Source organism: Myxosarcina sp. GI1 (genome assembly GCF_000756305.1).
Taxonomy (GTDB): domain Bacteria; phylum Cyanobacteriota; class Cyanobacteriia; order Cyanobacteriales; family Xenococcaceae; genus Myxosarcina.
Genome location: NZ_JRFE01000007.1, coordinates 1 through 21,937, shown reverse-complemented (window position 1 = coordinate 21,937; position 21,937 = coordinate 1). Strand labels below are relative to the sequence as shown.

The 21,937-nt window shown below is 41.6% G+C and carries 13 protein-coding genes; 7 read left to right on the top strand and 6 right to left on the bottom strand.

The genetic code is table 11. The features are described 5' to 3' along the window. Positions 1 to 1,638, bottom strand: coding sequence for a Ppx/GppA phosphatase family protein (locus KV40_RS03535; protein WP_036478173.1), 1,638 nt, complete (start codon positions 1,636 to 1,638; stop codon positions 1 to 3). Positions 1,639 to 1,786: 148 nt separating this feature from the next. On the opposite strand from KV40_RS03535, the gene KV40_RS03530 reads away from it, so the two are divergent. Beyond that, positions 1,787 to 2,668 carry a 4-hydroxybenzoate solanesyltransferase gene (locus KV40_RS03530; RefSeq protein ID WP_036478171.1) on the top strand — a complete coding sequence of 294 codons (882 nt, stop codon included), beginning with the start codon at positions 1,787 to 1,789 and terminating at the stop codon, positions 2,666 to 2,668. A 140-nt stretch (positions 2,669 to 2,808) separates the two neighbouring features. On the opposite strand, the gene trxA is transcribed toward KV40_RS03530, so the two are convergent. Next, complete coding sequence (gene trxA / locus KV40_RS03525; protein WP_036478170.1) at positions 2,809 to 3,138, bottom strand: thioredoxin; 330 nt, start codon at positions 3,136 to 3,138, stop codon at positions 2,809 to 2,811. A gap of 330 nt (positions 3,139 to 3,468) precedes the next feature. On the opposite strand from trxA, the gene KV40_RS03520 reads away from it, so the two are divergent. Then, positions 3,469 to 4,203: a calcium-binding protein gene (locus KV40_RS03520; RefSeq protein WP_052055320.1), complete on the top strand. Its 735-nt coding sequence runs from the start codon at positions 3,469 to 3,471 to the stop codon at positions 4,201 to 4,203. 516 nt (positions 4,204 to 4,719) lie between these two features. Here the strand turns inward: KV40_RS03520 and KV40_RS03510 are convergent. Next, the gene (locus KV40_RS03510) at positions 4,720 to 5,913 is read right to left on the bottom strand and encodes a GNAT family N-acetyltransferase (protein WP_036478168.1); all 1,194 of its coding nucleotides are present in this window, start codon (positions 5,911 to 5,913) and stop codon (positions 4,720 to 4,722) included. A gap of 89 nt (positions 5,914 to 6,002) precedes the next feature. Next, positions 6,003 to 6,266: a hypothetical protein gene (locus KV40_RS03505; protein ID WP_036478166.1), complete on the bottom strand. Its 264-nt coding sequence runs from the start codon at positions 6,264 to 6,266 to the stop codon at positions 6,003 to 6,005. Positions 6,267 to 6,789: 523 nt separating this feature from the next. Between KV40_RS03505 and KV40_RS03500 the strand changes: the two genes are divergently transcribed. The 5 genes from KV40_RS03500 to opcA all read left to right on the top strand — a co-directional run bounded on the left by KV40_RS03500 (position 6,790) and on the right by opcA (position 12,755). Continuing rightward, positions 6,790 to 7,002, top strand: coding sequence for a hypothetical protein (locus tag KV40_RS03500; RefSeq protein ID WP_036478164.1), 213 nt, complete (start codon positions 6,790 to 6,792; stop codon positions 7,000 to 7,002). 286 nt (positions 7,003 to 7,288) lie between these two features. After that, a complete protein-coding gene (gene fbp, locus KV40_RS03495; protein WP_036478162.1) occupies positions 7,289 to 8,365 on the top strand; it encodes a class 1 fructose-bisphosphatase in 1,077 nt (358 codons plus the stop codon). A gap of 70 nt (positions 8,366 to 8,435) precedes the next feature. Continuing rightward, positions 8,436 to 9,581: a transaldolase gene (gene tal, locus KV40_RS03490; RefSeq protein ID WP_036478160.1), complete on the top strand. Its 1,146-nt coding sequence runs from the start codon at positions 8,436 to 8,438 to the stop codon at positions 9,579 to 9,581. A 228-nt stretch (positions 9,582 to 9,809) separates the two neighbouring features. Continuing rightward, positions 9,810 to 11,339: a glucose-6-phosphate dehydrogenase gene (gene zwf, locus KV40_RS03485; RefSeq protein ID WP_036478158.1), complete on the top strand. Its 1,530-nt coding sequence runs from the start codon at positions 9,810 to 9,812 to the stop codon at positions 11,337 to 11,339. Positions 11,340 to 11,402: 63 nt separating this feature from the next. Next, a complete protein-coding gene (opcA, locus tag KV40_RS03480; RefSeq protein WP_036478156.1) occupies positions 11,403 to 12,755 on the top strand; it encodes a glucose-6-phosphate dehydrogenase assembly protein OpcA in 1,353 nt (450 codons plus the stop codon). Positions 12,756 to 12,828: 73 nt separating this feature from the next. Here the strand turns inward: opcA and KV40_RS03475 are convergent, their stop codons facing one another. Further along, positions 12,829 to 15,189, bottom strand: coding sequence for a response regulator (locus KV40_RS03475; protein WP_036478154.1), 2,361 nt, complete (start codon positions 15,187 to 15,189; stop codon positions 12,829 to 12,831). Then, positions 15,179 to 21,172 carry a hybrid sensor histidine kinase/response regulator gene (locus KV40_RS03470; protein ID WP_036478153.1) on the bottom strand — a complete coding sequence of 1,998 codons (5,994 nt, stop codon included), beginning with the start codon at positions 21,170 to 21,172 and terminating at the stop codon, positions 15,179 to 15,181. Before KV40_RS03470 ends, KV40_RS03475 begins: the two co-directional genes overlap by 11 nt. Between the last annotated feature and the right edge of the window lie 765 nt (positions 21,173 to 21,937).

The following is a 21,937-nucleotide window of genomic DNA, read 5'->3' as shown; positions in this document are numbered from 1 at the left end:
TCATCTTTTATTGCGATTGGCAATTGTTACTACTAGCTCTAAACCGTACTCTTCTTCAAAAACATCTTTTTTGTAATCTAAACTCCACAACTCAAAAGCGCAGTCGTCGCCAATTTCTGTAGGAAATAACTCTAGGTGCAGAGTCTGACTATCGGCTTGGTAATGACAGTTGACACTGGCGATCGCGCTTTTTTGGCGACGGTCTAAAGCCGTAGCAATGCGTAAAATCGCGCTGAGTTGTCTGACCATCAAACGTTCGCGATCGCTTAGTTTCTGATAGGGTTCGTGTTTTTTCTTGGGTTTACTACGACGATGATAGCGAGCAATATTGGCAATCAACTCTAGATCGAGTTCGGTAAAACCCAACAGTTCGGCATTACGAATTAAGTAATAAGAATGTTTGTGATGTGACGAGTGACTGATATAAATACCACAGTTATGCAAAATAGCAGCACTCCACAGTAGTTCTCGTTCGTCATTTCCCCAATCATGCAGTTCTCCTTTAGTTTGGTCGAAGATGCTCAGGGCGAACTCGGCAACTTTTTGAGCGTAAGTTAAATCGACCTGATATTTATGAGCAATTTTTAAAACATTTCTCTTTTTTACTTCATCCTGATAGCGTAGCCGACTGTTAATCAAACCGCGAGTCAACATCCAATTGACGATAATACCTTCTCGTAATGCCCGTTCGCAGACTACAATCGAATCGAGCTTCAGCATATTCATTACCTCCAACAAAATGATTGCCCCTGGAACGATGATTTCGGCACGTTTTTCGGTTATTCCCGCTACTTCTAATCTTTCTTTACAGGTCATTTTTGTTAGTTTTTTGACTACTTTTTCTATCGCTTTGCGACTTAATTCGTAGCCATTAAGCGGATCGGGAACGTAACCTAGTTCTTCATTAGCGCGAACAGTGGCTAGAGTCTCAATTGTTCCAGAAGTACCTATCGCCTGGGGAATTTCATTAAGCTGTAGTTTTGACCAGATTTCTTCTACAGAACGTTCGAGCATACCTCGAATGTATGCCCGTAGATAGTTCAATTCTTCATCGTTTATCGGATCGCTAGTAACAAATTTCTGCGTCAACCTAACCGCGCCCACTTTGGTACTGCTTAAGACGCGAGGTTCTTGAATATCTGCCAAAATTACTTCAGTAGAGCCGCCACCAATATCGATAATAATGTAGGGACGCTCTTCCAAGTCCATTCCTGAAAGCACCCCAAGATAAATGCGCCTGGCTTCTTCTTGCCCAGAAATTAAATTAACGACAATGCCAATTTCTGATTCGACAAGCTGCAAAAAGTCTCGTCCATTGGGGGCTTCTCTCGTCGCACTGGTAGCTACGGCAACAATTTCGCTAGCCTGAAAACTATCGGCAAGATCTTTACAACGTCTGAGAGTTGCTAAAGCACGTTCGATCGCATCGGTAGTCAGGTTTCCCGTTCTAGAATCGCGATCGCCCAACCTGACCATATCTTTTTCTTTGGCAATAATGGTAAAAGCAGGTAAAGAAGGTTCGATTTCTACCACTACCATGTGAATCGAATTGGTACCGATGTCGATGGCAGCGAGAATCTGCTTTTCTAGGTTGTTATTAGTATTATTAAAAGTAGTGTAATTAGCTATTTCCAGCATAAAATCGAGCGCAAAAGATAGGGAAAAAGTCAATTTAGACGGGTAGGAATGATTAATCTAATTTTATGGTCTCATGTAATTTACCGATGCGATCGTAAAACGCTAACTTTTTAAATGTATGTCAATTTATTAAACTTGCAAACTAAATATGACTGAATATCGCGCAACTACAGAACCTACCTGGCAGCGAATTATCAGACTATTGCGTTGGGACAAACCTGCTGGCAGGTTAATTTTGATGATTCCTGCGTTGTGGGCAGTTTTTCTCGCCGCTAATGGCACTCCACCTCTACCCTTAGTTTTGGTAATTGTGCTAGGAACTTTGGCAACCAGTGCAGCAGGTTGTGTAGTCAACGATCTTTGGGATCGAGATATCGATCCGCAAGTAGCCAGGACTAAAACTCGTCCTTTGGCTTCTCGGGCTCTTTCGGTTAAGGTAGGAATTGTAATTTTAGCGATCGCGCTAGCTTGTGCGGCAGGKTTGGCTGTTTATCTCAACCCTCTCAGTTTTTATCTCTGCGTAGCTGCGGTTCCAGTAATTATCTTGTACCCTCTAGCAAAACGAGTTTTTCCCATTCCTCAGCTAGTGCTTTCGGTAGCCTGGGGTTTTGGCGTGCTAATTAGCTGGACGGCAGTAACGGGTAATCTCGAACCTTCTACCTGGCTCTTGTGGGGAGCTACAGTAGCTTGGACGTTAGGTTTTGATACGGTATATGCTTTGTCAGACCGCGAAGACGATTTGCTGGTTGGCATCAACTCCAGTGCGATTTTTTTCAACCGCTATGCACCCGAAGCAATTGGCGTATTTTTTGCGATAACGGCGATCTTAATGGGATATTTAGGCTATCGGATGGCTTTATATCCTATTTTTGCCTTTACTTTAGGAATCGCCTCTGTTGGCTGGCTATGGCAATATTTACGGCTGCGCGATCCCAATCTACCTCGTTCTGCCTATGGCAAAATTTTTGGACAAAATGTCTGGCTGGGCTTTATTTTGCTGGTGGGAATGATTGGAGGCAGTTTGTTGTAAGTAAATCCAAGTGATTTGGGTTGGGTAGTAAAGTAGCAAGTAGCAAGTTATTTTAGGCATTAGGCTAAAGGTTTATGAAACTAACTACTAACTACTAACTACTCAAGTTAAGTAAGAAGTAGGCTTTTCAGTCTTCATGGTTACAGATGTTTTTCTATAGCCTCGCTGTAATCTTCGTAAGGCAGTTTACCGACCAAATTTTCTACCTGTTCGCCATCTTTAAACATTAAAACGGCGGGGATACTACGAATGCCATATTTTTTGGCAGTGTCTTTATGTTTATCAATATCGATTTTAACTACGGTAGCACGATCTTGATACTCCTCTGCCAGGCGATCTATTAAAGGTGCAGTGACGCGACAGGGACCGCACCAGCTTGCAGTGTAGTCGGCTACTACTACAGATTCATCATTTAGCAGGCGATCGAATTCGTCTGCTTCGACATATTGGGCTTGATTGGAAGAAGTCATGTAATTTTTCTATAGAAATCTTTAACTTACAAGAATTAGTATAGTTTGCTGCTTACACATCTCGATCGGCTACTTGATGTAAATATCGAACCTATTGCACGATCGGGCGATTGGTTACAGTCGAAAGTAGCTCTATAAATACTTTAGACATTGGTACACAACCGTACTCGCACTCTAATTATGTAACGTCTAAAAAATATTCAAATATTTCATTATTATTGCTTAATAGAAATCACGTAATTCTTTATTTTAAATTTACCTGTTTATAAGTATTACTATTTATGATTTAGTTGAACAAAAAAACATTGCTAAATTCTATATTTAAACATTATGGTATTAACTTTGGGAACCGATTTAAACGATTTTATTCGTACTGGCTTCGATAATAATGTTGTTTTTGCTAAATCTGGCGATGATAAGGTTTACGGTAATATAAATCACGACGTTATTTTTGGCGGTGAAGGTAATGACTATCTATATGGTAATGTCGGTAATGACGTTATTTTTGGTGGCGAAGATAACGATTATATTAGTGGAGATGCTGGTAGAGATGTACTCAAAGGTGGCGATGGCTGCGATACCATTTGTGGTGGTGGTGATGACGATTTGATTAAAGGCGGTAGGAGTCACGATTATCTATATGGTAATGACGGTAATGACAAGCTTCACGGACAAGCTGGCAATGACTGGCTTAGAGGTGACTGGGGTGATGATACCCTCAAAGGTGGTAAGGGTGACGATCGGCTTTATGGTAATGATGGTTGCGATCGCCTCTATGGTGGTAAGGGTGATGACCTCCTCAGTGGTGGTAATGGCGACGATTGGCTTTTTGCGGGTTCTGGTAGTGATGTTCTACGTGGTGGTTCGGGAGCCGACACTTTTGTTTTAAATGGCGCGTCTGGCGTTGGTAATTGCGTCAAAATTGAAGATTATCAGCTAGAAGATACCATTAAAGGCTTAAATTCCTATCACATTGTCGCCACGAATTGCGAGGATTTAGTCGAGCTTTATCGTCACGATCGGCTAGTAGGAACTATATACGGTGAGGTTGCCGATTTGGTTTAGCTATTAAATCTCTAGCTTTGATTGAGATAAAAGTCTGACAGTGATTCTTGATATCCTTTTCGTTGTTATGGTGGCGAGAAGGATATTATCTTTTTCGACTTTGAAAAACAAGTAAATCGCGATAGGTGAAACATCTTCTCGTTTATCCTATACAAACAATTGCATCATCCCTTAAAAACATTTTTGGTAATTGTATCATTAGATATTCAATTCGCCTTTTTATATGTTCGAGATCGTTTTCATTAAATTTTTTTAGACCATTCGAGCACTTTTTATAGTTCTACTAATACTAATTGCAAGTCATCTTTTTTTACGTCTATACCTCCTGAAAACAATGGAATCCATTCTAAATGTAATTTTTTACAAGCAGAAAGCCAAACTCTTTCAAAAAAAATATTCACCCGAAATCGGAACATAAAAATTTTGTTCATAATCATTAATTGGTTCATATATAAATGCAGCAACAGACATAATTTGTTTTATTGCAACAGAAAAACTTTTATAAGCTGCAACAACCTAATCTAGACTAAAATTTATTTCTTGTTTATTAAACGGAAGATCGTTATTAATTGCTTCAATTTCGGCTTGTTCCATTTGATTGACTTCATCAATGTAGTTTTGTAGAATCTGGCTCATCCGGCGGTTGTAGAAACGATGCAAACTATGATTGGCAGTAGCAGGAAAACCGCGTCTTTTTTTATGTCTGCCCCCCGCACCAGGATCGTACATTTTGATGCCGTTAGCGATCGCCCACTCGATTGGTTTGTAGTAACAAGCTTCAAAATGCAGACAGTCGTATTCTTCCAAACATCCCCAATAGCGTCCGTATAAATTTTCTCCCTTGTGCAGACAAAAAGACATTCCTACTGGTCTGCTATCGTTATTTTCGGTGTATGCTACTACTAACAAGACGCGATCTCTGTAGTTGGGATAAAGCTGCTCGAAAAACTTGCGAGTTAAATACTTACTGCCCCAATAAAACTTATCGCAAGTGCTGCTATAAAAACGATAGATATAAGGATACAGATGACGGGGAATTTCTCTTCCGTTAAATACTTTAACTTGCAAACCAGCTTTAGCTACAGCTTTTCTCTCCTGCTTGATGTTTTTGCGCTGCTTGGTATTAAACATCTTGAGGTAATCATCAAAACTGTTAAAGTTACGGTTCGACCAAATATAGCCATGATGCTGCCAACTGATAAAACCATTCCGCTCCATAACTTCTCGCCACTGCGGATCGACAAACAAAAAATTACAGCCTGAAATGCGGTTGCGATCGCAAAAATGGTCGACCGCCGCTACCATTATTTGTGTAATTTCGTCTTCGTCTTCCCCTGGTGCAATTAAAAATCTGTAGCCAACGGCAGGAGTAAAGGGAGTCATGCCCAACATTTTGGGATAGTATGGCACTCCCAGGCGATGGGATAAATCTGCCCATTGATGGTCGAAGACAAACTCCCCATAACTATGTCCTTTAACATACAGCGGTGCGGCACCAATCAAAGTGCGACCGCGCCAGACGGCTAAGTGACAGGGTTGCCAACCAGTACGAGGAATAGCACTTTTTGAAGTTTCGATATTGTTGAGCCATTCCCATTCTAAAAATGGCGTTGCCAATGGTAGAGCTAGAGCATCCCATTCGGCTTGAGGAATTTCAGCGATTTTAGTAATCCATGATACAGAATATTGTGGCTTAACTTGTTCTACCATAAGGACGTGCTATAAAAAGATCGAACTTTTATTTAGCCTAATTAATATTCGCTTTCTCTGCACCAAAAATTTCTGCCTTCAGCTTAAATTTATTTTCGTTCCTCAATTACCTGTGTAAGTAGCTCTTTAAAAATGTCGTCATTTAATCTTCGAGCGGCTTCGAGCAACAACTCCGAATTAGCATCACCTGCGGTAGCTGTTTGCGGCATAAGTAAAGCTAGATGTGAAACTAAACAATCTAAATCATCTCGAATACGCGCTCGCTTCGCTTGTAATAATTTAGCTGCACGACGTATAGAGCGTTCTCTATCTAATTCGCTACATAGAACATCTCTTTTTGGCGGTTGATTCATTTCCAGACTCCGAAACTAAAAGAGCAAAATCTCTGGCACTTCACGGGGAAGTAAATAGATGTTGCTTGAAAGTAATAGTTTTAAGTCTTGGTAAAAGAAGTAAAGAAGGTACACAGAATAAATAAAATCTCTTGCCAACTCTAACTTTTAGAAAAACTTTTTCTATCGTTCGCCCTCGGAAGGGAGTGAGGCGCGATTGACAATATTAGCATTCAGCAATCCCATTAAATTTATAGAGATTCATGTTTGCATTAAAACTAATTTGAACCGCAAGTGAAACCACTATTTAATTTAAGTTTAGATATGTCTAACAATAGTTACTTTAGTATGTTTTTATTTAAATTTAATTTAATAAATCTTACCTAAATTAAAATAACTCAACAGCATCGATTAGAGATCGATTTTTTGCTCTTTATTTTTACCTATGAGCATTTCTTACTAAGTATAACTACTCGGTCTAAAGACGCGCTACAATTTTTAATAATTTATTAGGCATTTAAACTAAACACTATTTACCAAGCTTATGTTTCTTAGTGAATTATTACCAGTCATTCAAAAGTACGGTCAGCAACCTCTAGCTTTTACAGGCGGTTTTTTTTCGGGAGTATTTCAACTAAAATTAAACGAACCACCGCTATCAGACTGGTTGGTAGAACAAGGATATTCTCCTACTTCTCCTGCTAATGTCAGTAGCGACAGCAACAATAGCAAACCACAATCGATTTCTATCGACTGAGCGAGCGTCGTAATTGGCGTTGACAAAGCAAAATTTATCGATAAGCTGAAGCTAGTCTTAAGCTTCTAATCGCAATCTCAGATTCCTCTCTAAGATAGAAAATATAGAGTATAGCGAGAGAAATAGAGTTATTAACGATCGCAACTTCTGAAACGAGCGATCGCTAACTTACTTTCAATTTTTATACTCTATTGCCAATCGACTACCAAAGGCTGATGCTACCGAATTTAAAATCTGTTTATAACGGTAACTAAATGCCTGGCAAATGCTTAGAGAGGTTAATTACATGGGAAATTCAGGACAGAATCTAGTGCCAGAATACAGTTTAGATCGAGATTGCACTACTTTATCGCGGCACGTACTGCAACAATTTTCTAGTTTCACTACAGAAGCGCAAGATATTAGCGCGATTATGAGTCGTGTCGCTCTAGCAGCCAAACTGATAACTCGCCGTCTCAGTCGTGCGGGTTTGATGGCAGGAGCGTTGGGTTTTACAGGAGAAACCAACGTTCAAGGAGAATCAGTCAAAAAAATGGACATCTACGCTAACGATGTCTTTATTTCAGTCTTCAAACAGAGTGGTTTGGTCTGTCGCCTGGCTTCCGAAGAAATGGAAAAGCCGTACTATATTCCTGAAAACTGTCCTATAGGAAAATACACGCTGTTATACGACCCAATCGATGGTTCTTCTAACGTCGATATCAATCTCAACGTGGGAGCGATCTTCGCTCTGCGCCAGCAACAGGGTGATGACATCGACCAAACGGGATCGGATTTGTTGCAAAATGGTCACAAACAAATTGCCGTAGGTTATGTATTATACGGACCATCTACAGTATTAGTTTATTCTTTAGGTAAGGGAGTTCATTCTTTTATTCTCGATCCTAGTTTGGGAGAATTTATCTTAGCAGAAGAAAATATTCAAATTCCTACACACGGTCCTGTTTATAGCGTCAATGAAGGTAACTACTGGCAGTGGGAAGAATCGATTCGAGAGTATATTCGTTACGTTCACCGTCATGAAGGCTATACAGCTCGGTACAGTGGTGCTTTGGTAGGAGATTTTCACCGTATTTTATTGCAGGGTGGCGTATTTTTATATCCAGGTACGGTCAAAAATCCCGCAGGAAAGTTGAGATTACTTTATGAATCCGCACCTCTGGCATTTTTAGCCGAACAAGCTGGAGGTAAAGCCAGTACGGGTACGGAAAGAGTTTTAGATGTAATACCAGAAAAAATTCATCAGCGATCGCCGCTGGTAATTGGCAGTGTTGAAGATGTAAAACTAGTAGAATCTTTTATTCAAGACTGGACTCGTCGGGAATCTGAAGGAGTTCGAGAAATGTCTGCGAGAAATAAATAGCTAAAACTGCCTTGAAAGCTAAGGTGTAAAAATTTTAACCGAGTTTATTTATAGGAGGAAAACATACGTTATGGCTACTACCAACCATATTTTAGAAATTGGAAACCAATACGGTCAGAGTATCTGGATGGATAATCTCAGCCGCGACATCATTAATTCGGGAGAATTAAAACAGTTGATGGAAGATCGAGGGATTCGCGGTATTACCTCCAATCCTTCAATTTTTGAAAAAGCGATTGCAGGGAATAAAATTTACGATGAAGCGATTGAAGCAGGAATCAAAGCCGATAAATCCGTGCAGGAAATCTATGAATATCTGGTATTTGACGATATTCGTAAAGCTTGCGATATTTTTATGCCCGTATACGAAGCTACCGATGGTTTAGATGGCTACGTCAGTTTAGAAGTTCCTCCCAATTTGGCAAAGGATACCGAAAGTACCATTACCGAAGCGCGTCGTTACTACCAGGAAATAGATCGCCCCAACTTAATGATCAAAATCCCAGGTACGCCAGAAGGTTTGCCCGCAGTCGAACAGGCAATCTCAGAAGGCATGAGCATCAACGTTACGTTGCTGTTTTCCGTAGAAAGCTATATTGATACGGCATGGGCATACATTCGCGGTTTAGAAGCCAGAGCCGCTAAAGGTGAAGATATTAGTAAAATTTCTTCGGTGGCTAGTTTCTTTCTCAGCCGCATCGATAGCAAAGTAGACGATCGCGTCGATAGTAAACTAGACACAGCAAGCGAATCAGCAAAAGAAAAACTTAAAAGCGTCAAGGGTAAAGTGGCGATCGCCAATGCCAAAATAGCCTATCAAAAATACAAAGAAATTTTTGGTAGCGACAGATGGCAAGCTCTAGCTGATAAGGGAGCCAACGTCCAGCGACTTCTGTGGGCGAGTACCAGCACCAAAAACCCCGAATACAGCGATGTGATGTACGTCGATGAGTTAGTCGGCAAAGATACGGTTAATACTTTACCTCCCGATACTATCGAAGCTTGCGCCGATCACTGCGATCCTGCCGATCGCGTCGAGACTAAGGTTGAAGAAGCACATCAAGTTATAGAAACCTTGAAAGATCCAGATGTCAACATCGATCTCGATACCGTAATGGACGAACTATTAGAAGAAGGCATCGACAAATTTATCAAGCCGTTTGAATCTTTGATGTCTTCATTAGAAACTAAAGTCAAGCAACTGGCTGCGGTTTAACGCTAAAAAAGCTTTTAGCTGTTGGCTCTTAGCTATTACCTTAAAAGAAGATTCTCAAACTAGATCGATCGAAAGCCAACAGCTACAGAATAAACGATGGGGGAACTGGAAAAGAGAAACCAGATACTAGTAAATAACTGCACTTGTATCTTAGATTACTCGTCCCGTTCCCCTAATGAGGGAAAGTTGTATTAATCAGCAAGAGTTTTATTAAAGTACGATTGGATAATGGTAGCAATCTTAGAAAATCCCTTACGGGTAGGGCTGCAACAGGAAAGAACTACAGAACCCTCAATAATAGTCATCTTTGGCGCATCGGGTGACTTGACCCAAAGAAAATTAATTCCCGCTATCTATAAACTAAAACAGGAAAATAGATTGGCTCCCGAAATGACTATTGTGGGGGTGGCTCGTAGAGATTGGAGTCACGACTATTTTCGCGAACATCTGCGCCAGGGAATTGAAGAATTTGGCGACGGCATTAGAAACGAAGACTTCTGGAAGGGATTTGCCGAAGGCGTATTTTACTGTTCGGGCAACATGGACGAACCAGAAAGCTATGAAAAATTAAAACAATTTTTAGCAGAACTCGACGGCAAAAGAGGAACGCGAGGCAATCGAATCTTTTATCTAGCAGTCTCGCCCAAGTTTTTCAAACCAGCCTTAAAACAATTAGGTGCGGCAGGAATGCTCGCCGATCCGATGAAACAGCGGATTGTAATTGAGAAACCTTTTGGCAAAGACTTGAGTTCGGCACAATCTTTAAACCGTGCCGTCCAAAAAGTATGTAAAGAAGAACAGGTTTATCGCATCGACCACTATTTGGGCAAAGAAACCGTTCAAAATATTTTAGTGTTTCGCTTTGGCAATGCTATTTTTGAACCTTTATGGAATCGTCAATTTGTCGATCACGTTCAGATTACCGTTGCCGAAACAGTGGGAGTAGAAGAACGAGCGGGCTACTATGAAACCTCTGGGGCAATGCGCGATATGCTGCAAAACCACCTCATGCAGCTATTTGCCATTACCGCTATGGAACCGCCTAATTCTCTCGATGCCGATAGCATTCGCAACGAAAAAAACAAAGTTTTACAGGCAACTCACATTGCCGATGTTAATAACTTAGAGCGAGCGGCAATTCGCGCTCAGTATTCTGAGGGCTGGATGAAAGGCAAGCCAGTTAAAGGCTATCGTCAAGAAGAGGGGGTAAATCCCGATTCTACCACTCCTACTTTTGTCGCTTTAAAGATGGAGATCGATAACTGGCGGTGGAAAGGCGTACCGTTTTATCTGCGTACTGGCAAACGGATGCCCAAAAAAGTCAGCGAAATTTCAATTCACTTTCGCGAAGTTCCCCTGCTGATTTTTCAGTCGGCAGCACAACAGGCGAGTCCCAACATTCTCAGCATGAGAATTCAGCCCAACGAAGGTATAACTTTAAAGTTTGAAGCTAAAATGCCTGGTCCAGACTTGCGGACGCGGACGGTAAACATGGACTTTAGCTATGGTTCTTCCTTTGGTATGGCGACGGCTGATGCTTACCATCGACTTTTACTAGACTGTATGCTAGGCGATCAGACTCTGTTTACCCGTGCCGACGAAGTAGAAGCAGCCTGGCGCATAGTTATGCCAGTAATCGATGCCTGGGAAGCTCCCAGCGATCCCAATCTGATGCCGCAGTACGAAGCAGGAACCTGGCAACCGCCAGAAGCCGAATTTCTGATCAATCGCGATCGCCGTCGCTGGCGTAGGCTCTAAAAAAATAAATAATATGCGATCGACAAATCGACAGTCAACAATTAATAATTTAATTTACCGATTATGGTTTCGCCAATAGTATCTTTACAAGCACCAAAAGACATATCTATAGAAGACATTGAAGCCGAACTGCAATCGCTCTGGCAGAGTCAGGGTATAGATGATGACGCTAGTGCCGTTACCAGAGCGGCAACTTTTAGCCTAATCGTTTACGAACCCGATGGAACGCAACAATTACTAGCTTCATTGGGCTTTTATAGTGGTCCTATCGACGGGATTTCAGGACCGAGAACCGAAGCGGCGATTAAAGCGGCTCAACAAGAATATGGCATGGAAGTTACGGGTAAGTCTAACTCAGAATTACTCAAAAAATTGCAGTCAGAGTTTGAGAAAGCTAAAACTAAAGACAAACTTACTCCCGAAAATAAAACTGCTGCTATCAACTATAGCCCCGATTCATCAGTTACCGTTGCTGATGAAATTGCTGCTTCAAATCCCTGTCGTATTATTACTCTCTGTCCGATTTTAGGAGAAGATACGGGGGTTAAAGCCCAGGTATCGGCATATTGTCCCGTAAACAAGCGCAGCAACAATACTTTGGTTTGTTGTGAATATATTACTTTAAGCGGTACTGCCGAAGCCTTAGAGCGCATCGGTGGCATTATCGAAGCCTTGGCGATCGCCGATTTACCCAAATTTCTCTGGTGGAAAGCTACGCCAACTCCAGACCTGCTTATATTCAAACGCTTAGTCGGCAGTAGCGATACGGTTATTTTCGATTCTAGCGGCTTTATCGATCCCGAGACGGACTTAAAACAGCTATCGGAACTGCAAAAGCAAGAGGCTACCCTGGCAGATATAAACTGGCGCAGACTATCACCCTGGCAAGAATTAACTGCCGCAGCTTTCGATCCTCCCGAACGAAGGGAATCGATCTATGAAGTAGATAAAGTAACTATCGATTACGAACGAGGCAATCAGGCACAGGCACTGATGTTTTTGGGTTGGATTGCCAGTCGCCTCGAATGGACACCAGTAGCCTATAAGTCAGAAGGTGGAGACTACGATATCCGTCGTATCAAATTTAGCGACAGCAATCAGAGAGAAATAGAAGCCGAACTAGCAGGTATACCTACTGCTGACTGGGGTGATATTCCAGGAGATTTAATTAGCTTGCGTCTCAGTTCTAAAAACCTCGATGCCGACTGTTGTACCGTACTCTGTTCCAGTACCACAGGCTGTATGAGAATGGAAGCTGGAGGTGGCGCACAATCTTGTTACATCGAACAAGTTACCCCATTGTCCGACCAAAAAACCGAGGAATTACTCGGTCAACAACTACAACGAATTGGTAGGGAAGTTCTTTATGAAGAGAGTATGAGCGTGACCGCTAAAATACTACAGTTAGCTCAATAGACATTGAAGCGTAAAATCTAAATGCGATCGCGGCGGAGAAAAATATCTCTCCGCTTATTTTCTTTATGTTTAGTCAGCAAATCAACTTGTTGAGACAGTCTAATAACTCCTTAGCCGTGTATGGTTTTGGTAATAAAGCGTCGATTTCAACACTGGCAGCTTCAGCCAATTTGTTGTTTGATGCCAATCCACTAGTAGAAATAATCTTCAATTGTGGTTTAATTTTATGTAAAGCGCGGATAGCGGTCAAACCATCCATAGAGGGCATCATCATATCCATTAACACCGCAGCAATGCGCTCTCGATGTTGAGCGTAGACGGCGATCGCCTCAATGCCATCACTAGCTGTTAAGACTTGGTAGTTGTATTTTTCTAACAGAATTTTGGTAATTTCGCGAATGTTGAGTTCGTCATCTACGACTAAGATTGTTTCTCCACTTCCCTGGGGCAGATTAGAGTCTTCTGCTGGCTGTAATTGGTTTGACTCGGTTGCTGGTAAGTACACTTTAAATTCAGTGCCTCTTCCGAGTTCGCTATAAACTTTCAGAAATCCACCGTGGCTTTTAACAATTCCGATTGTAGTTGACAAACCAAGTCCCGTTCCTCGACCTAACTTTTTGGTGGTAAAAAAAGGCTCGAAAATTTTTTCTAATATCTCCGAACGAATACCCGTTCCCGTGTCTACAACACTAATAACAATGTAGGCTCCGACTCTAGCATTAAGATCGATTTGAGCATAGTGTTCGTCGATAAAAATATTTTCCGCAGCAATTGTCAGAGTACCGCCATCGAGCATAGCATCGCGAGCATTAATGCAGAGATTCATCAACACTTGGTGCAGTTGAGTTGCATCGCCATATACCGTCCAAAGATTTTTAGTCGCAATGTCTACAATGACTTCGATCGATTTGGGAAATGTCTGTCGGGCAATTTGCAAAACTTCCGACAACAGATGTTTGACCTGAACTTGATGTCTTTTTCCTTCTTCTACGCGAGCAAACGATAGTATTTGCTTGACCAAAGCCGCTCCGCGTCTGGCACTGGTTTCTAAAATCTTGAGAAATTCCTCACTCTGCTCGTCGAGGTCGGTAAACTTCAACCCCAATACTTGCGATACTGCCAGTATTGGAGTCAGGATATTGTTAAAATCGTGGGCAATACCACTGGCAAGAGTGCCGAGGCTCTCCAAACGTTGAGCGCGAATAAACTGCATTTCTAGCAGTTTCTTTTCGGTAATATCGGTATTGACGACCAGGATCGAACTCGGTCGCTCTTCTTGATCTCGTACTAGTGTCCAGCGACTAGAAACAATTATCTCTTTACCAGCTTTAGTAACTTGGTGTAGTTCATTTTGCCAAGAACCATGTTGGTTAAGACTGGCATGAATGTCTGGAAGCCGTTCGGTAATTTTTACTTTTCCATACAAAAGCTCGTTAGCATTTTTGCCAATTGCCTCGGAAGCTTGCCAGCCATATAAATTTTCTGCTCCTTTATTCCAAAAGCGAATTGTATTGTCTAGCTCTCGTACGATAATTGCATCGGTAGTAATCTCTAACAGGGCGGCTTGTTCGAAAATTTTTTGTTGGGCTTGCTTGTAATCGGATAGGTCGAGTACAAAACTAATAGCTTCTTGAGAACCTTCTAACAAGGCACCGCCGACCATTACGGAAATATATCTACCATCTCGGCAAATAAACTCTTTCTCAAAGGGATTGCAGCTTCCCGACTCCAGTAACTGTTCTTTTGCTGCTCGATCCAAATGTTGGTATTTTGAAGGAGTGATTTCGTCTAAGCCCAATAAACCCCCTTGTAGTGACTGGCGATTGTATCCCACCATCTTGAGAAAGGCATCGTTAGCTTCGATAATGTTGCCATTGAGATCGGCGCAAATAATGCCAATAATATTAGATTCGACTAATCTTCTAAACCGCGCTTCACTTTGTTGCAGTGCTAAGAAAGCTAGCTCTTTTGCTTCTTGTGCCTGTTGGCGTTTGGTAATTTCTTGTTGCAAACAGACATTTTGTTCTGTCAATCTTTTGGTTAGATTTTGAAGATGAAGATGAATGTTAACCCGAGCTAAAACCTCTTCATGTTCTAACGGCTTGGTAATATAATCGACTGCCCCAAGCTTTAACCCTTCGAGCTTATTGGTGCGATCGCTCAAAGCAGTCATAAAAATTATGGGAATATCCTGCGTAGCGCGTTTGGTTTTCAAACGACGGCAGGTTTCAAACCCGTCCATTTCTGGCATGAGGATGTCTAATAAAATCAGGTCTGGTGGAGCATACTCAGCCATCTCAATGGCACTTTCTCCTTCTTCCGATACCACAACTTTAAAGCCAGAATTCTCTAAAAAATCTAGCAGTAATTCTAAATTAGTAGGAGTATCGTCAACGACCAAAATAACGTTTTGTTCGGTAGTATTAACCTTCATTAATATCTGACTGCAGTTGTTTCAAAAATTCTCGAATTTGTTTTCCTTTAAAATTTTTTGCAAGTGTACGAAGATGACTGGCAAACGTTACCCATTGGCTGTCTGACTTTTCAAGACGATTGACTCGCGCAGTTATCCCTCTAAGATCGCCTCTCATAGCTAAATCGAGTAACGTAGCTATTTCTTGGGCAGGGGGAATTAAGAGCGGCTCGACAGCAACAGAAATTTCTTTCTGCTCATTTTTGCGGTTTTTTACTGGTTTTTTATTTTTTACGCCATCTTCATAGATCCATTCTAAACTCAAATGAATTTCTAATTTTTGTAAAAGATCTTTTTCCCAAAATGGTTTGGGTAAAAAATCGTCGCAGCCAACCTCTAAACTTTGCTGGCGGTCGAAACCAAACACGCTAGCTGAAATAGCTACAATCGCCACCTGCGCAATTTCTGGCAGCTTTCTAAGCCGTCGAGTAGCTTCAAAACCATCCATCTTTGGCATGGTCAAATCCATAAAAATTAGATCGGGTTGAAACTCCCTTGCTTTAATTAAACCTTCAGAGCCGTTCGCTGCTTCTACTACTTCAAACCCTAAAGGTTCTAATAGATTGACCAGCACCGCACGATTCATGCAGCGGTCGTCTACTACCAAAACTTTCTTTTTAGAGCCTTTGAAACCAACAACTCGATTGGCTTGCCCCTCGCTTGGTTTCTTGCCACGGTTTACGACTGGCAGTTCTAGCTCGAACCAAAAAACGCTACCTCGACCGAGAACACTCTTAACCTGTAGTTCGCTGTTCATCATTTGCACGATTTGCCGACTGATTGCCAATCCCAATCCCGTGCCTTCTGTCTTGAGATTCGCTGCGCCTGCTTGCTGAAAAGGCAAAAAGATTGCATCTATTTGCTCTGATGCGATCCCCGTACCAGTGTCGCGTACTTCAAACCGTAGTTTGTTATGATGAGTGCCTACTTTAAAAGTAACGCCGCCTCGATCGGTAAACTTAATCGCATTACCCAAAAGATTGATTAAGACTTGTCGTAACCTTTTTTCATCAGCATAGAGCAAATCTGGTAAGTTAAGAAACGGTTGGTAATTTAAATAAATATCCTTTTGTTGGGCGCGGATGCGGCAGACTTCTACAATATTCTCTAGAAATGCAGACAACTGGAACTCTTGGGGATATAGTTCCATTTTTCGCGCTTCGATCTTAGAAATATCTAAAATATCGTTAATCAGCGTCAGTAAGTGAGTGCCACATTGATAAATAACGTTTACGCCCTTCTGTTGCTTTTCTGTTAAATTGGTTTCTCTCTGAAAGATCTGGGCATAGCCTAAGATCCCGTTGAGTGGAGTACGCAGTTCGTGACTCATGTTAGCTAAAAATTCGCTCTTAGCCCGACTGGCAGCTTCGGCTGCTGATTCGGCTCGTTGGCGATCGCCAATTTCTTGCTGTAGCTGTAAATTTTTGTCTTGCAACTCTAAGGTTCGCTGCTGTACCGCGGTTTCTAGCGTTCGATTGTATGTCTCTAGCTGGTTATAAAGACGGGCATTCTCGATGGAGATCGCAGCTTGAGAAGAGAGAAGTTGTAAAACTTTTATTCGTTCTTTTGTAAATGCTCCAACGGTGAGATTATTCTCTAAATAAAGAATGCCAACGAGTTTACCCTGATTAATAATTGGCATACATAAAATTGATTTGGGTCGATAGTTGAGGATATAGCTATCCTGGGTAAAAATTCCCTCACGTGTAGCATCATTTAGTAAAACATTCTGGTGTGTTTGCTGTACGTAGTTAACAACGGATGTTGGTAACTGTTGGAAGGATTCTAGTGGGTGAGACTGCTGCACGTCTATCTCTTTATCTACGCTGCCCGAAGCTTCGATCGATAATTCCCCTGCCGTTTCTAAAATGAGAAATCCCGTTTCGGCACCAGCATTAGCGATGACAACCCCCATCAATTTAGCCAGCAAATTTTGCAAAACTATTTCGCCAGAAAGAGCTTGGGAAGCTTCGATAACTGCTGCTAGATCGATTTCACCCGAACTAGTGGCACTGGTACCAATCGAGCTATTGCTCTTTAAATCCTGGCTACGACGCTCCGATATCTGAGTAAAAATTTGAGGATATTTAGCTTCTAAATCTTTGACTTTTGCTATTGCTCCCCAGCGAACATATCCGTAGTAGGCATCGGTTAAATAGTTTAGAGCGACTTGCTCTTTGCCATGCTGGAAACAAAACTTTGCCGCCAGCTCATTAGAAAGCGCTTCTTCCTGAATGTAGCCCTGCTCTTTAGCACCAGCAATAGCGCGATCGTAAAGGGCGATCGCCTGTTCTTCTCGTCCGAGAACCACGGCTCGCTCTGCCTCGACTAAGTCACATTTATGCTGAAAATTTATCGGGGCGCAATCTGCCCATTTTTGCAGCTTTTCTCTATTGCTAGCTATTTTATTTAAAATATGTTTTTGTCGTGAATCTGTCTCCGAGGGATATATTGCCAGTCGCGCTAGAGAATCGTAAAAATAAAATATTGGCACTGCCAAAAATGCTTGGACTCCATCCAAATACTGCTCGGCGCGCTCGGCATTTTCTAGTGCTTGTCGTTCCTCACCAAACAAACAGCTAAGGATGAGTTTGTTTAAATAAAAGTAATGGAGTCCAGTTCGGTCATTGGCTTCAAGCAGCAGCGATAAAGACTTTTCTTCGTCGAAGGCTTTACCCAATAAACGCGAATAGCGATCGCCAGGTTCTAACAGGTTAAGCACCGACTGCCGAAAGATTTGATTCCAATTCCAGGCATTTTCTTGCTTGAGTTGAGCCAAAACTTCGCCAACTGTTGCCATTTCTGCATCAAGACCGAGTAATTCACTGCCGATGTAGTAAGAATATTGACATTTTTGCATGGCAGCATAGCCACCATATTCAAGTTGTCCGTTTTCTAGTCCAAAAGAGTAACCAGCCTGTAGCAGTGGTATAGTTTCTCTGGCATGAACTTTGCCATGCATCGTACACGCTGCCGTGACGAAGAATACACTTGTCTTCAGTTCTGAAGCTTCAAACCGTTCTACGAGGTTTAAAGCCAACTGTCCGAATTTGTAAGCTGCTTCAGTATCTCCGACAATGCCGTTGAGAATGACACCGTAACAAGCATAGCCATAAGGAGAAAAAAGTGAATTTCCATAAGTAAGGGATAGATTTACCTGTTGACAGATAACTAACGGAAATAGTGTCGGTGCAGCTTGATAGGTAGGAGAACCCATACTTAACAGCATCTGCATGGCTGCTAGCTTTTCTACCTCTGTCATCACTGGTAGCTCGAGCAAAAATTCAATATCTTTCCCTGCTAAATGTGTAGCCGTTACCGCCAGCGTCTGCTGTATCTCTGAGAAACTTGGCGACTCTGGTAAATTAATCCCCAGCAGCTTTAGTCCTTCCAACCCAATTTTGACGGCTTCAAGTTGTTTGACCTGTGCCATGCAGGCTTGTATTTTGACTTCATAAACTTTCATTTTGTCGATGGAGGTTTTAGCTTGTTCTAAGACAACCATTGCCCATAGCTCCATTTGCTCGAAGTTGCCGTTGAGGTACGCTGCTTCTATCGCTAATTCATAGAGCGATAGAGTTAGTTGGTAACAATCCTGCCAGCAGCTGTCTGGCAATAACTCCAGACCCATTTTCAGGTAACGAATCGTGGGTTCGTAAGCCGTAGCTGCTTTTGCCTTTTTGCCTGCGATAAAATTTAGTTCGGCTAGCTCGATTTTTTCTAAATCGGAGAGGAGAGCTTTTGCGTAGTTTAAGTGGTTGACCAAAGCAAAAATCTTTTCTTCTTTTTCTTCAGGAGAAGTATTTTGCAAGAGCAACCGACCAATTTTGAGATGAGTTGCCTTTTTTTGTGAATCTACAATTAAAGAATAGGCTGCCTGCTGAACTCTGTCGTGTAAAAATTTATAGGCAACAGCAACTTTTTTATTGGGTTGGCGGTCGATTACTAAAGGAATTTTATAAGCTTCGTCTAAGGGCAAAATCAAACCTGCCTGCAACGATTCCCACAAATCTATAGCGGTTTCGGTTTGAGATTTTTGATGCACGACACTGAGAACGTCGAGAGTAAATTTATCTCCAATACAGGCAGCCAATTTTAAAACATCCTGAGTTGTTGGCGGCAGTTGTCGAACTCGCTCGACCATTAATTCAACGACGTTATCAGTAATGTTAATAGCTTTAAGCTGTCCGATCTGCCACTGCCAGCAGCCTCGATCGAAGTTGAATGTTAATAAATTTTCTCTGGCAAGAGATTTGAGCAGTTGTGTTAAGAAAAAAGGATTGCCCTGAGTTTTATTCCAGAGTAATTCAGCTAGGGGCAGAGACTTTTGGAAATCGACGTGTAGGGTATCGCTGACTAATTGATTGACATCGGAAATCTGCAAAGGTTGCAAAACTATCTGGTTGAGAGCGACACCAGATTTTTGAATTTCTTCTATGGTCGAACTCAACGGATGAGTCGCACTAACTTCGTTGTTCCGATACGCGCCAACAATTAATAAATATTGATTTTTTGAACCGAGCAATAATTGAATTAGCTTGAGAGATGCCGTATCTGCCCACTGCAAATCATCCAAAAACACTACCAGTGGATGTTCTGGTTGACAAAATAGACGAATGAATTGCTGAAATACACGATTGAATCGATTTTGATTTTCGATCGCGCCCAATTGAGGTATATCTGGTTGAGAGCCAATAATAAGTTCGACTTTGGGAATAACATCGGTTATGACTCGCCCGTTTGCTCCGAGTGTTGCTAAAAGTTTTGTTTGCCAAACTGCTATTTTTTCGGGTTTTTGGGTCAACAACTGCTCGGTTAACTCTTGAAAAGCCTGAATAAAAGCAGCATAGGGAACATTACGCTTGAATTGGTCGAATTTACCAGCAATAAAGTAACTTTGCTGGCGAGCTATAGGTTTGTGAACTTCGTTGACAACTGAAGTTTTACCAATTCCCGAATAGCCACTCACTAAAAACAGTTCGGTCGCGCCGTGAGAAACGCGATCGAAGGCATTAATCAAGTCAGCAACTTCTGGTTCTCGTCCATAGAGCTTTTGTGGTGCGATCGCCTGACTGTATGAATCTAACTGTCCAATCTGAAAATATTCGATTTTTTCTTTTGCCTGTAGTTGTTGCCAACATGCTTCCAGGTCGGCTTTTAGACCCAAAGCACTTTGATATCTTTCTTCAGCCGTTTTGGCTAATAACTTCATGACGATATCTGATACTGCCTGGGGAATTTGGCTGTCGCATTCTCTAGGTGGTGTGGGTGATTTGGCGATATGACAATGGATTAATTCCAGAGCGTCTGTAGCTGTAAATGGTAATCGACCTGTGAGCATTTCATAAAAGGTGACACCTAAAGAGTAGAAGTCAGTTCGATAGTCAATCGAGCGATTCATCCTGCCAGTTTGTTCTGGTGACATATAAGCAAGGGAACCTTCAAACAGATTGGCATTGCTAAAAGTTTTATTTTCTCTAGATAGACGCGATGAAATACTAAAGTCAATAATCTCGACGCGTTTTTTTTGAGAATCGATGAGAATATTGGCGGGTTTGATATCTTTATGAATGATGTTGTCGTGATGGAGCCGAGCCAGTATTGAAGAAAGTTGAATAGCAATTGGCAAAAAAGTTTTTAGCTCGAACTTGTCTGTAGCGATCGCTCTATACAGTGGTTCTCCCCCAAAGTCTGACAAAATTAACGCCAAACCATTCTGATAACTTTCTAAAGTCAGAGGTTTGACTACACCTTCTATCGTCAGAGACTGCAGTATTTGATACTCATGTCTCAATTTAGCGAGTTGTTCTATTGAAGGATACTCGGTTTTGAGTGTTTTAATAATTACCGAGGTTGTCTCTGACACTTTGGCAGCCCGATAAATGATAGTAGTGGCATTTTCGTCGAGGACTTCAATAAGGTTGTAACCAGCAATTTTACTCATTTCGCTCTTCAGCTTTTAAATAAATCTTATCGCTTTGGCTCTGAGTATACTGATTTTCTGAGAAACGCTATAATAGCCTGCCAATTTTAAATAGATAAATTGAGGATGACACGAAGACGCAGAGATATAATTTTCTCATCATTAATTAATTGACACAGCCCTAGTCTGTCAATTTTAGGTTTTCAGTTCGAGTACTTCAGTAGAAGATACCAAGATTAAAAATATCGAAGATTCGCTCGCGATTGCCGATTTATCTAAATTCCCCTGGTGGAAAGCCACACCAACACCATACCTAGCTCGGTCAACAACTACAAGGTACTGGTAGAGAAGTGCTTTATGAAGAGAGTATGAGCGTTACCGCTAAAATACTACAGCTAGGTCAATAGACTTTTACAGCAGTTTTTAGTTGCATGGACTACGTTCATAAATAGCTGGTTTTAAGCTATTAGCTGTTAGCCAATTATTGAGTTCGGTCGATGTGGTCTACCCAATTGAAAAGTGCAGTAAGAGTTGGCAAAGAATTACGACATTGATTTTTGTAAGGGCAAAAAATCTTTTGCCCTTATGGTTTATTTGTAGCTATTTCGTACAGTTAACTAAATAAAAGTATCGGCAACAACGGCAAGTCCCTGGAAATTCATGGCATCAGAACCAATTGCACCGAGATTATACGCCGCACCAGTTTCGAGATCGACAGAATAAAGAGTAGAGCCAGAAACGGCAAAAGCCGCATTCTCACCCTCAGCCAGAGAAAAGATATCGAAG